Source organism: Serratia sp. CY44782, assembly GCF_052168715.1.
GTDB lineage: Bacteria > Pseudomonadota > Gammaproteobacteria > Enterobacterales > Enterobacteriaceae > Serratia > Serratia nevei.
On the sequence record NZ_JBJNME010000001.1, the window covers coordinates 1 to 12,414 of the forward strand.

The following is a 12,414-nucleotide window of genomic DNA, read 5'->3' on the forward strand; positions in this document are numbered from 1 at the left end:
CGCCACAGGACTTCGGCGATGTCCGCCATGCCCATAGGGGCACCCGGGTGGCCGGAATTTGCTTTTTGTACGGCGTCCATGCTGAGTGCGCGGATGGCGTTGGCAAGCTCTTTACGAGAAGACATAACGAAACTCCAGTGCGGTTACAGTTGAGCGACCAACATGTCTTCCAGCTTCTGCTGGTCGACGGCGAACAGGCGAATGCCTTCGGCGAGTTTTTCCACCGCCATGGCGTCCTGATTGTGCAGCCAACGGAACTCCGCTTCGGCCAGCGGGGCAGGTTGGTGGAAGCCCTCGGTAGACGGGGTCAGCTTGCGCTCGACCGGCTGGTCGCTGTTTTTCAGCTGTTCCAAAAGGTTCGGTGCGATGGTCAGACGATCGCAGCCGGCCAGCGCCAGGATCTGCTCAACCTTACGGAAGCTGGCGCCCATAATCACCGTCTGGTAACGATGACGCTTGTAGTATTCATAGATGGTACGCACCGACTTCACGCCAGGATCCTGATCGGCATCGTAGTCGGCGGCAGGCTGTTTGGCCTGGTACCAGTCATAGATGCGGCCGACGAACGGCGAGATCAGATACACGCCGGCTTCGGCGCAGGCGCGGGCCTGGGCGAAAGAGAACAGCAGCGTCAGGTTGGTGTTGATGCCTTCTTTTTCCAGTTCTTCGGCGGCTTTGATGCCTTCCCAGGTGGAAGCCAGTTTGATCAGGATGCGCGATTTGTCGATGCCCTGTTCTTGATACATGGCGATCAGCTTGCGCGCTTTGGCGACGCACATGCCGCGATCGAACGACAGGCGGGCGTCCACTTCGGTGGAGATGCGGCCCGGCACGCTTTTGAGGATCTCGACGCCGATATTGACCGCCAGCTTATCGCTGGCGTTGATCAGCTGGGTTTCCTTGCTGCCTCCCTGACGACGGGCATATTCCAGCGCTTCGGCGATCAGCGCCTGGTACTGCGGCAGCGCGGCGGCTTTCAGGATCAGCGAAGGGTTGGTGGTGGCGTCCTGGGGTTCGAACTGGCGGATGGATTCGATATCGCCGCTGTCGGCGACCACCGTGGTCAGCTGCTTGAGTGCGTCTAATTGATTCATTAATAAGCTCCTTGACCAAGCTCAACGTAGGGAAATGAGAACCTTTTTCATCATAGGGGGAACACACTGCATCATCGGGTCGGGAATGAAAATGCGCTTTTTCTGATTGTTGCGATGGATAATAACAATGAATGCCGAATAAACCCAGGCGGAGCGCGGCTTGCGACGGTGGCAGGCGAAGGGGCGGTAGCGCAAGAGCAAAAAAAAGAAGGGTTCAGCGCCAGGCTGAACCCTCAACGATCTCCTCATTTGACCGATTATTTGCTCAGGTTGACGTCGATCGCCTGGTAGAAGGCGTTGGCGGTGTCGGCTATATCCCACACGGCAAGGATCACGTGCGAACCGCTGCGATCTGCCGGTATGTTGCACTGGTGGGTCACCTGCGCTGCAGGGATGGCGCCGCCGTCGTTGAACTGGCAGAACGGCGTCAGGTCAAAGGAGGCGCGGGTCAGCGGTTGCGAAGCGTCCCAGTTCGGCTTGGTGATGAAATAGCGCCAGCTGGTGGTGCTGTGACGCGCGGTCAGCTTCCAGGTAAAGGAGTTTGGGCCGGTTTTCAGGTTGAGCTTGTTCCAGCGCGTCGGCGTTTGCTGATCCAGTTCGAAGAAGGTGGACTTGTCGGCGCTGGCGATATGGCCGTCAGCCGGGCCGGCCTGCGGGAAGCCTTTCAGGCCTTCGACGCTCTGCGGTTCATACTGCACGCTGCCGCACTGGGTGTTGAGCTGCAGTTTGCACTGATAGGCACGGCTGGCCGGCGATTCGACGTAACCGTGGGCATTCGCCTGTTGCGAAACACCAAACATGGCCGCGCTCAGCAGGCCCAGAGAAAGCAGGGTACGGGAAGTTTTGTTCATAAGTCACTCCTGATTGAAATTATGTTGTAAGTTGAGCGTATTTCACCGACAAAATGAGAGGCTAATAACGCAATTAGAAATAACCCTGTTTGTCGGCTTGTTTTATTTTTATCATTCTGGTTGTGCAGCAGAGCGGAATGTTTTAGCGGCTATTAACGAAAATTATTATGATGACGATCTTTGATCGTTAGGCTGAATTTATTTAACTGTCACAGTGTAAAAGCACGGCGCTATGATGAAATTTATATCATGTAGTGATGAATAGTATTTAAGATAGCGCTCTCATTTATGAAGTATATTGCTTGTTGCCTTGAGTACCCTTGTTCGACTTGATCGATTTTTGTGCGCCACCACCTCGGGAATTTAGTGTCATTTTTCTTATTTTATTTTAAAGAGGAATTTGTATGACTAGATTATCCCTGGACGCGATTAAAATAATCAGCACTATCAAGAGCACCGGCTCTTTCTCTATGGCGGCGGAGGCGCTGCATAAAACGCCTTCGGCGATCTCTTATCGGGTTTCCAATATTGAAAGCAAACTCTGCGTGAAACTTTTTCATCGCAATGGCCCCATGATTACTCTGACGGATGAAGGGGAATTTCTCCTGCAGGAGGGCAGCTGGATATTAAATGCGGTGCAGGATTTGGAAAGTCGGGTCAGAAACATCCCCAAGCTGGACAATAATATCCGCCTGGCGGTGGACACCTTCTTCCCGCTGGAGACCCTGACGCAGGATATCCGCGACTATATTCAGCATTGCCCGAACGCCAATATCTCGGTGCAGCGGGAAGCGCTGAACGGCACCTGGGATGCGCTGAAGAACAACCGGGCGGACCTGATCATCGCCATCGGCCAAATTCCCGACAGCGTACAGGCCAAAACCCTGATGCTCGGCAAGCTCAACTTCGTGCTGTGTGTGTCGCCTTCGCACCCGTTCGCGGCGCAGAGAAAGCCGGTGTGCAAGAAGCAGCGCTTGAACGACATCGTGGTGGTGATCGCCGACAGCAGCCATGAGCTGCCTAAACGCAATCACGGCACGCTGCCTCTGCAGCGCCAGCTGGTGGTGTGCGACGTGGAAAGCAACCTGGCGCTGCTCAAACGCGGCATCGGCCACGCTTTTCTACCGCCTGCGCTGATCGAAAAGGAATTGGCCAGCGGCGAACTGGTGACGGTGCCGGTGGAGATGCAAAAGGGCGACGAAATGATTTGGCTGGCGTGGCATCCGGCCAGCAAGGGCGCCGGGTTTAGCTGGTGGCATGAGCGGCTGACGCGCAAAAGCGATGTTTACAGCCTGATGGGCCGGGAAGTGGTGCGGGATGGCGGCTATCCTTGGTGCCACAACTGAAGGAATAGAGACGAAGGGACGCGAAAATCAAACGGTTAACTCAATGAAAACCCCGCAGCGTTCGGCTACGGGGTTTTTTTATGGCTTACGCCACGCGGCCTACCTTCAGCCAGGCGCTGTCGGAGCCGGGCGCCGAGGTGATATAGCCCCACTTGGTCTGCCAGACGTAACCCTGATAGGACACCAGCGCGCCCTGCGCGTAAATGGTGCCCGGCACGTAGGCCGGTGCCGTCATGATCGGCAGGTTGCCGGGGCCGACGCCGGTGTAGCGCAGGCCGGTGCCCATATCCAGCTGGCTGTCGTCGTAGTCCGCGGCGTTGAAATAGCGATCCAGCGCGGCCAGCAGATCGCCGTTGCGGTTGTCTTGCCCCAGATGCCAGAACATCACGCCGCCCAGCTGCTGCTGCTTGATGTACTTCGCTTTGTATTTGAAGCTTTCGGCATCGTCATAGGTGACGAACAGCCCGTTCTGCGCATGATACAGGTAAGGGGTTTTGGTCTTGTCGTTCCACAACCGCTGATAGCCGTAGTTGCCCTGCAGCATCTGCTCCAGCTGGCGATAGGAGGCGATGCGCGGATCTTTGTCGCGCACGCACTCTTCGCAGCCCACCAGCCAGTAGTCGGTGCTCGGATACGGATCTTCGCCCGGCGTGCTGTGGCTGCTGTACTGGCCGCCGTTGCTGCCGCTGACGCCTTTGAAGGCGCGGCCGTAGAAGGGGACGCCCATCACGATCTTGGCGCTCGGCACGCCTTCCATCATCAGGTGTTGCTGCACCGCGGCGTCGACCGTCAGGTTGAACGGGCTGGGGAAGGCGCGGGTCAGCTCTTCCCAGCTCCAGCCCAGATTGGCTTCGCGCAGCGCGTTGTAGAAGGTCGGCCCGGCCGCGTCGCCGAACAGCGCCGCCTGGTGGTTGGTGATCTTCTCCCAGGGGCCGGCCAGATCGTAGGTCATCAGGTTGATGTAATCGAGCGGCGCGACGATCTGCGCCAGCTTGCTGTAATAGCGCGACAGGAAGAAGGCGCCGCCGGCGCCGGCGATGGTCAACTGATACGGCAGCGCCTGGCGGCCGTCGGCGACGGTTTGCTGATTCAGCAGGGTGCGGATCTCTTGCAGCGCGGCGATGAAACCCTCCACTTCTGAGGCCTGCGGGTACTCCCAGTCGATGTCCACGCCGTCGAAGCCGTAATCCTTCATGATGCGCACGCAGGATTGGGCAAACTTGGTGCGCGACGCCGGGGTTTTCACCGCGTTGACGTAGTTGGCGTGCGACACGCCCAGATCGTTGGAGTAGTACCAGCCGCCGATGGAGAACATGATGCGCAGGCTGGGGTTGTGCGCTTTGAGCGCGGTCAGGCGATTGACTACATCACGCGCCTTGGCGTCGTTGGTGGCCGGATCCCAGGCGCATTCCAGATTGCTGTTGATATCCAGGAACGAGAAGTTGATGTGCGTCAGCTGTTTGGCTTTGGCCGGTGTGATGTTGGAAACCGGGAACGGCACGACGGACGTATCGGACTCGGTGTAATTATTGATTTGGTTGGTTGGAATAAAATAATACCCAATAACGGCTTTGCGTGTGGACATGGTATTTCTCCTGAGCGGATGTTTTTATGATGGGGAACTATTTCCCGCAGTCATTAATGTTTATTTCTGGTGAAAACAAAAGTCGAAATAAATCACGATAACAATGAATTTTTGTTCACTTCCGTACACATTGGCGGTTATGCGTTGTGCCAGCGTTCAGCATGAATGAATTTGACCATAGGGTCTGTATTTATTCATTTGCTTTGTCATAGCATCCTTAACTAGATTCTGATTATCCGATGTCCCACCGGCCGTGATTGGCATTTAATTAAAAATAAAAAGGAGATGAGCTATGTCCAGCATAGAGCCTGACGCTGTTGGCTTAATAGTCCAGCGAGTATGTGAATATCTTCAGCCGGTATTAAACGCCATTTTGGCTGGCGTAATGGCGTTATTGCACGGCGCCTACCGCAACGTGGGTATTCGGCGGCGTTTATTGAATGCGGCGATGTGCGCGTTATTGGCCTGGACGGTGCGCGATGCGCTGGCGCTGATGGGCCTGGAATTAAATTGGGCGAATTTAGCCAGCGTGCTGATTGGCTTTATGGGGGCGGATTACATCAACGCCTTAATTAAGAGGTTCATTGGCAAAAAAACGGGGTTTAAAAATGTTAAATGACATCGAAGATATTCGTTTTACCGCCCGCAGCGAAGAGAACCTGCGCGGCGTACACCCGGATCTGGTGCGCGTTATTCGTCTGGCGCTGCGTTATTCGCTGGTGCCGTTCTCCGTCAGCGAGGGGCTGCGCAGCATGGCGCGCCAGCGGGAAATGGTGCGCGCCGGCAGCAGCCAAACGTTGCGCAGCCGCCATCTGACCGGCCACGCGGTGGACGTGGTGGCAATGCCGGCGGGCGTGGTCTCCTGGGAGTGGGACTACTACGCGCAGATTGCGGTGGCGGTGCGGCGCGCGGCGCGTGAATGCGGGGTTAACGTCGAATGGGGCGGCGAGTGGAAAACCCTCAAGGATGGCCCGCATTTCCAGCTGGCGTTCCGGGATTACCCGGCATGAGCGGCTGGCTGCAAAAACTGATGCAGGGCGGGTTGCTGCTGCTGTTGCTGGCGGCCATCTGCCTCGGCGGCTACAGCTCGCTGCTGTCGCACCAGTTGGCGTCCGCGCGGCAACAGGCGGTAGAGCTGCAGAAAAGCCTGGCGCAGCAGGCCGGGCTGATCGCCACCCTGCAGACCCAGGATGCGCAAAACCGTGCGCTGATGGCGGCGCAGCAGCGGCAGGAACGGCAGCTGCGCCAACAACACGAGGCTTATCAGAGGAAATACCGTGAAGCGATTAAAAACGATCCCTGCGCCGCTCAGCCTCTGCCTGGCGCTGTGCTTGAGCTCCTGCGCCCGGCCGCCGGCGCCGCAGGCCGTGCCGCTGTTGCCCCCTGAGTCGGTATTCGCGCCCTGTGAGCAACCGCAGCTGCAAGGGGAGACCTGGGGCGATGCGGTAAGCTATACCCTGGCGTTACAAACCTCGTTACACATTTGCGCCGGCCAGGTGGAGACGCTCAACGCCTGGCGCGCCACGCTGCCGCCACGCTGACGGCGGCATTTCTGTGCGCGTCCCGCAGACCTTCTTTTTTTACTTTTAAAACGGTCTTTCGGCCAAGGTTATGGCCCGCTTCAAAGTTTGTGATGTTTCTCTCACTATACTTCAAGGCTGCGCCCTGTCATTGTACCTGGGCGCCATGGCCCACGGCAGGGCGCAGCCTCAAAGCCTTACCTCAACATAAAAGCAAAAAACAAAGGAATCCATAATGGACGAACAGCTCAAACAGAGTGCCCTTGATTTCCATCAGTTTCCTGTCCCAGGGAAGATCCAGGTTTCCCCCACCAAACCGTTGGCGACCCAGCGCGATCTGGCGTTGGCCTATTCGCCGGGCGTTGCCGCACCTTGCCTCGAGATCGCCGAAGATCCGTTGGCGGCGTACAAATACACCGCGCGCGGCAACCTGGTCGCGGTGATTTCCAACGGCACGGCGGTACTGGGTCTGGGCAATATCGGCGCATTGGCCGGTAAGCCGGTGATGGAAGGCAAGGGCGTTTTGTTCAAGAAGTTTTCCGGTATCGATGTGTTTGATATCGAAGTGGATGAGCATAACCCTGACAAGTTAATCGACATTATCGCCGCGCTGGAACCGACCTTCGGCGGCATCAACCTGGAAGACATCAAGGCGCCGGAGTGTTTCTACATCGAACAGAAACTGCGCGAGCGCATGAAGATCCCGGTGTTCCACGATGACCAGCACGGCACGGCGATCATCACCACTGCGGCGGTGCTCAACGGCCTGCGCGTGGTGAAGAAGAATATCTCCGACGTGCGCCTGGTGGTGTCCGGCGCCGGCGCGGCCTCCATCGCTTGCCTGAACCTGCTGGTGGCGCTGGGGCTGCGGCAACAGAACATCACCGTTTGCGACTCCAAGGGCGTCATCTATAAAGGCCGCGACGCCAATATGGAGCAGACCAAAGCTGCCTACGCCATCGAGGATAACGGCCAGCGCACGCTGGGCGACGCCATCCCGAACGCCGACATCTTCCTCGGCTGCTCCGGCCCGGGCGTCCTGACGCAGGATATGGTGAAAACCATGGCGCGCGATCCGCTGATCATGGCGCTGGCCAACCCGGAACCGGAAATTTTACCGCCGCTGGCCAAAGCGGTGCGCCCGGACGCCATCATCTGCACCGGCCGTTCCGACTACCCGAACCAGGTGAACAATGTCCTGTGCTTCCCGTTCATCTTCCGCGGCGCGCTGGACGTGGGCGCCACCACCATCAACGAAGAGATGAAGCTGGCCTGCGTGCATGCCATCGCCGATCTGGCGCTGGCGGAGCAGAGTGACGTGGTGGCTTCCGCCTATGACGACCAGGATCTCTCCTTCGGGCCGGAATACATCATTCCGAAACCGTTCGATCCGCGCCTGATCGTCAAGATCGCGCCGGCGGTAGCCAAGGCGGCGATGGATTCTGGCGTGGCGACGCGCCCAATCGAAGACTTCGACGCCTACGTCGAGAAGCTGGCGGAGTTCGTCTACAAAACCAACCTGTTCATGAAGCCGATCTTCTCGCAGGCGCGCAAAGAGGTGAAGCGTGTGGTGCTGGCGGAGGGCGAGGAAGAGCGCGTGCTGCACGCCACGCAGGAGCTGGTGTCGCAGGGGCTGGCCTTCCCGATCCTGGTCGGCCGCCCGAGCGTGATCGAGATGCGCCTGAAAAAGCTGGGTCTGCAACTGACGCCGGGCAAGGATTTCGAAGTGGTGAACAACGAGTCGGATCCGCGCTTCAACGAATACTGGGGCGAGTATTACCAGATCATGAAGCGTCGCGGCGTCTCGCAGGAACAGGCGCGCCGTGCGGTGATCGGCAACCCGACGCTGATCGCCGCCATCATGCTGCACCGCGGCGAAGCGGATGCGATGATCTGCGGCACCATCGGCAGCTATCACGAGCATTACGACGTGGTGAAGAACGTGTTCGGCTTCCGTGAAGGCGCGCACGTCGCCGGCGCGATGAACGCGCTGCTGCTGCCGAGCGGCAACACCTTTATCGCCGATACCTACGTCAACGACGATCCGACGCCGGAACAGCTGGCGGAGATCACCCTGATGGCGGCGGAAACCGTGCGCCGCTTTGGTATCGAACCTAAGGTGGCGCTGCTGTCTCACTCCAGCTTCGGCTCTTCCGACTGCCCGGCGGCGCGCAAGATGCGCAAAACGCTGGAACTGGTGAACGAGCTGGCGCCGGAGCTGGAGATCGACGGCGAAATGCACGGTGACGCCGCATTGGTGGAAAGCATCCGTCACGATCTGATGCCGGACAGCCCGCTGAAAGGCTCGGCCAACCTGCTGATCATGCCGAACATGGAAGCGGCGCGCATCAGTTACAACCTGCTGCGCGTCTCCTGCTCGGAAGGGGTGACCGTCGGGCCAGTGCTGATGGGGGTCGCCAAGCCGGTGCACATCCTGACGCCGATCGCCTCGGTGCGCCGCATCGTCAACATGGTGGCGCTGGCGGTGGTGGAAGCCCAGACCGAACCGCTGTAAGCCCGGGTTGAGTGACTGGCCCCCTGCGCCGTTGGCGCCGGGGGCTTTTTTTATGCCTTGCAGCGTGCGGCGATGGCGCGGATATCCTGCGGGGTGGTGCGGCAACAGCCGCCGATCAATTGTGCGCCGAGCGCGCGCCACTCCACCGCCTGATCGGCCAGGCTGCCGTGCTCGCCGCCGCAGGCGTGCCAGGTTTTGCTCACCGCATCGTAGTGCTCGCCGGAGTTGGGGTAGACCAGCAGCGGTTTGTCGGCCAGCGCGCCCAGTTGGCGCAGCGCCGGGGCGACCTTGTCCAGCGCGATGCAGTTGATGCCGATGGCCAACACCTGCGGGTTGCCGCGCAGCGCGGACAGGACCTCCGTCAGCGGCGTGCCGTCGCTGAGGTGTTGGCTGTCGCGCAGGGTAAAGGCGAACCAGGCGCCAAGCGTCGGGAATTCCTGCAGCAGCGTCAGCAGCGCCTGCAGTTCGGCGAACGACGGTAGCGTTTCGCAGGCCAGCAGATCGACGCCGGCGGCGGCCAGCGCGGCGATACGCGGGCGGTGGAAGGCAATCATCTCATCCTGCGCCAGCCGGTAGTCGCCGCGGTATTCCGAGCCGTCGGCCAGATAGGCGCCGTACGGGCCTACCGAGCCGGCGATCAGCAGCGGCGCGGCCTGCGGGTGCGCGGCCAGATAATCGCGGCGCGCGCGTTGCGCCAGCTGCACGCTTTTGGCGATCAACGCCAGCGATTGCTCCTGATCCAGGCCGCGGCGCAAGAAGCCCTGCGGCGTGGCCTGATAGCTGGCGGTGATGGCGCAGTGGGCGCCGGCGTTGAAATAATCGAGATGCACCTGATAGATAAGCTCGGGATTTTCAATCAGCACCTTGGCCGACCACAGCGGATCGGTCAGATCGCAGCCGCGCGCTTCCAGCTCGGTGGCCAGCGCGCCGTCCAGGATCAGCGTGGGGTGTTCGGCCAGCAGGCGGGCGACGAGGTTGTTAACCGACATGTTGTTCTCCCAAAGCGTTTTTTTGCCCGGCGCGCCGGGTCAGGAAATAGGTGAGATAGCACAGGGCGACGAACGGCAGCCCGCAGTAGAGCGCAATGCGCTGCTCCGGATCGAACGCCAGCCCGATGCAGGCCAGCAGGCACAGCGCAAAGCCGAGGATCGGCGTCAGCGGGTAGCCGGGCGCGCGGTATTTCAGGCCGCTTATCGGCTGGCCGCTGCGCAAGTAGGCGCGGCGGAAAGCAAAGTGGGCTGCGCAGATGCTCAGCCACACCGCCACCACCGCAAAACCGGAGATTGCCGACAGGGCGACGAACACCGTGTCCGGTGCGATCACGCTGGTCAGCAGCGCCAGCACGCCGCCGAGCATGCTGAAGGTCAGGGCGTTGATTGGAATGCCGCGCGCATTGACGCGCGCAAAGTAGGCCGGCAGGGTGCGCTGATGGGCCAGCGACCACAGCATGCGCCCCGAGGCGTACAGGCCGGAGTTGGCCGCCGACAGGATGGCGGTCAGGATCACGAAGTTGAAGATATCGGCGGCGTAAGGCACGCCGATGCGTTCAAACACCAGCACAAACGGGCTTTTGACGATCCCCGCCTGATCCATCGGGATCAACGCTGCCAGCACGAAGACCGTGCCGATAAAGAACAGCATCAGGCGGATCACCGTAGTACGGATCGCCAGCGGCACGACTTTTTCCGGGTTCTCGGTTTCACCGGCGGCGATGCCGATCAGCTCCGTGCCGGAGAAGGCGAAGTTCACCGCCACCATGGTCATCAGGATCGGCAGCGTGCCGTGCGGCAGCCAGCCGGAAGCGGTCAGGTTATGCAGGAACGGCGCCGGCGTGCCGTCTTTCATCGGCAGCAGGCCGAACATGGCGGCACCGCCCAGAATGATAAACGCCAGAATGGTCACCACTTTGATCAGCGAAAACCAGAATTCGCTTTCGGCGAAAAAGCGGGTGGTCACCACGTTAAGCAGGAAAATGGCCGCACAGAAGATCAGGCACCATAGCCACACCGGCGACTGCGGGAACCAGTACTGCATGCAGAATCCGGCGGCGGTCAGGCTGGAGCCGAGCGCCACCGTCCAGGTGAGCCAATACAGCCAGGCGACGGCATAGCCGGTGGCCGGCCCCAGATAGCGCGAAGCATAGACGTGAAAAGCGCCGGTTTCCGGCATCGCCACCGACAACTCGCCCAGGCACAGCATCACCAGATACACCACCAGCGCACCGATCAGGTAGGCCAGCAGCGTGCCGAGCGCCCCAGTGGTGGAGATGATGTAGCCGGTGTTGAAAAACAATCCGGTGCCGATCACGCCGCCCAGCGACAGCATCACCAGGTGCCGGGCCTTCATGCTGCGTTTGAACTGTCCTGCGGCGGGTGCCGATGGTTGCATAATAATCTATCCGTATAGACGTCTAAATATCTGAATGGCTATTGGTTATACCCGCAATGCTTTTTCAACGCAATGCGCAGCCGGCGATCGGTGCGTAAAAAAATCGTTAAGTCGGATCTATATGCAAATGATAATTATTATCTATAATGTCGCCATTTTCGATAATGGGGCAACATGATGAGATACCTGATTTTATTGGCGGCGTTGGCGCTCGGCGCCTGCAGCCAGGCGCCGGTGAAGGCGCCGGCCAACGACGTCGCGAGTTTGGGGAGCATCACCGATCTGCACAGCGGCGCGACCCTGACGCCTGAGCAGCTGTTGACGCGACTGGCGCAGCAGCCGCGGGTGATCCTGGGGGAGAAGCATGATAATCCTTACCACCATCAGATTGAGCAATGGCTGGTGCAGCAGCTGCCGCTGCGGCGGCCGCAGGGCAGCGTGCTGATGGAGATGATCAACCCGAACCAACAGGCGCAGGTCGACAAGGTCAAGCAGTGGTTGCAGAGCGATCCCACGGTGCGTGACGGCCGCGTAGCGGAGCTGATCGCCTGGCAGCCGGGCTGGAAGTGGGAGCTGTATGGCGGGGTGACGATGGCGGCGATGCGCGCGCCTTACCCGCTGTGGTCGGCCAATCTGGATCGCAGCGAGATTACGGCGTTCTATCAGCAACCGCAGTTCCCGGCGGGGCAGCTATCGGCGCAGCCGGCGGTGCGCAAGGCGCTGGAAGAGACCATCCGCACTTCGCACGGCGGCCAGATTGAGGCCGACCAGCTGCAGGCGATGTTGGCGATCCAGCAGCAGCGCGACCGGCGCATGGCGGAACGTCTGCTGGCGGCGCCGACGCCCGCGCTGCTGATCGCCGGTGGCTATCACGCCGCCAAATCGGTGGGGGTGCCGCTGCACGTGCGGGATTTGCAACCGGCGGCGGCGCCGACGGTGCTGATGTTGGCGGAGCCGGGCGTACAGGTCGATGCGAACACCGCAGACTACCTGTGGATCACACCATCAGTGAAATGAATACGTTAAGACAGTGAAAAGGGGTGTTAATTATATTTGCAAATGATTATCATTAGTAAATGTGATCTGCAATCATTCGCAATTAAGCAAGCTAATGC

At 59.6% G+C, this 12,414-nt stretch carries 13 protein-coding genes; 7 read left to right on the forward strand and 6 right to left on the reverse strand.

The features are described 5' to 3' along the window. From ACJ8HT_RS00005 to ACJ8HT_RS00015, 3 genes are all read right to left on the reverse strand, one after another. The coding region (locus ACJ8HT_RS00005; RefSeq protein WP_144334738.1) for a hypothetical protein at positions 1-125 on the reverse strand (125 nt) is incomplete at its 3' end. A gap of 18 nt (positions 126-143) precedes the next feature. After that, positions 144-1,094 (reverse strand): transaldolase, encoded by a 951-nt coding sequence (gene tal, locus ACJ8HT_RS00010; protein ID WP_049200009.1) that lies wholly within the window; start codon positions 1,092-1,094, stop codon positions 144-146. A gap of 257 nt (positions 1,095-1,351) precedes the next feature. Continuing rightward, positions 1,352-1,945: a lytic polysaccharide monooxygenase gene (locus ACJ8HT_RS00015; protein WP_004936574.1), complete on the reverse strand. Its 594-nt coding sequence runs from the start codon at positions 1,943-1,945 to the stop codon at positions 1,352-1,354. Between the two features lie 404 nt (positions 1,946-2,349). On the opposite strand from ACJ8HT_RS00015, the gene ACJ8HT_RS00020 reads away from it, so the two are divergent. Further along, positions 2,350-3,291, forward strand: coding sequence for a LysR family transcriptional regulator (locus ACJ8HT_RS00020; RefSeq protein WP_038881234.1), 942 nt, complete (start codon positions 2,350-2,352; stop codon positions 3,289-3,291). A gap of 85 nt (positions 3,292-3,376) precedes the next feature. Here the strand turns inward: ACJ8HT_RS00020 and ACJ8HT_RS00025 are convergent, their stop codons facing one another. Beyond that, positions 3,377-4,876 (reverse strand): glycosyl hydrolase family 18 protein, encoded by a 1,500-nt coding sequence (locus ACJ8HT_RS00025; RefSeq protein WP_197652359.1) that lies wholly within the window; start codon positions 4,874-4,876, stop codon positions 3,377-3,379. 292 nt (positions 4,877-5,168) lie between these two features. On the opposite strand from ACJ8HT_RS00025, the gene ACJ8HT_RS00030 reads away from it, so the two are divergent. The 5 genes from ACJ8HT_RS00030 to maeB all read left to right on the forward strand — a co-directional run bounded on the left by ACJ8HT_RS00030 (position 5,169) and on the right by maeB (position 8,911). Next, complete coding sequence (locus tag ACJ8HT_RS00030; protein ID WP_174135638.1) at positions 5,169-5,495, forward strand: phage holin, lambda family; 327 nt, start codon at positions 5,169-5,171, stop codon at positions 5,493-5,495. Further along, the gene (locus ACJ8HT_RS00035) at positions 5,485-5,886 is read left to right on the forward strand and encodes a M15 family metallopeptidase (RefSeq protein WP_038881240.1); all 402 of its coding nucleotides are present in this window, start codon (positions 5,485-5,487) and stop codon (positions 5,884-5,886) included. The genes ACJ8HT_RS00030 and ACJ8HT_RS00035 overlap by 11 nt, the downstream gene beginning before the upstream one ends. After that, entirely contained in the window at positions 5,883-6,263 is a 381-nt protein-coding gene (locus ACJ8HT_RS00040) for a DUF2570 family protein (protein ID WP_194572324.1), read from the forward strand. Before ACJ8HT_RS00035 ends, ACJ8HT_RS00040 begins: the two co-directional genes overlap by 4 nt. Then, the gene (gene lysC, locus ACJ8HT_RS00045) at positions 6,244-6,417 is read left to right on the forward strand and encodes an Rz1-like lysis system protein LysC (protein ID WP_033635476.1); all 174 of its coding nucleotides are present in this window, start codon (positions 6,244-6,246) and stop codon (positions 6,415-6,417) included. Before ACJ8HT_RS00040 ends, lysC begins: the two co-directional genes overlap by 20 nt. 214 nt (positions 6,418-6,631) lie before the next feature. Continuing rightward, entirely contained in the window at positions 6,632-8,911 is a 2,280-nt protein-coding gene (gene maeB / locus ACJ8HT_RS00050) for an NADP-dependent oxaloacetate-decarboxylating malate dehydrogenase (protein WP_016926766.1), read from the forward strand. 50 nt (positions 8,912-8,961) lie between these two features. Here maeB and mmuM read toward each other — a convergent pair whose 3' ends face one another. Together mmuM and mmuP are read right to left on the reverse strand one after the other, a co-directional pair. After that, complete coding sequence (gene mmuM, locus ACJ8HT_RS00055) at positions 8,962-9,900, reverse strand: homocysteine S-methyltransferase (protein WP_197652360.1); 939 nt, start codon at positions 9,898-9,900, stop codon at positions 8,962-8,964. Next, positions 9,890-11,299 (reverse strand): S-methylmethionine permease, encoded by a 1,410-nt coding sequence (mmuP, locus tag ACJ8HT_RS00060; RefSeq protein WP_123892304.1) that lies wholly within the window; start codon positions 11,297-11,299, stop codon positions 9,890-9,892. The genes mmuM and mmuP overlap by 11 nt, the downstream gene beginning before the upstream one ends. 177 nt (positions 11,300-11,476) lie before the next feature. On the opposite strand from mmuP, the gene ACJ8HT_RS00065 reads away from it, so the two are divergent. After that, positions 11,477-12,316, forward strand: coding sequence for a ChaN family lipoprotein (locus tag ACJ8HT_RS00065; protein ID WP_047571061.1), 840 nt, complete (start codon positions 11,477-11,479; stop codon positions 12,314-12,316). Positions 12,317-12,414 lie beyond the last annotated feature (98 nt).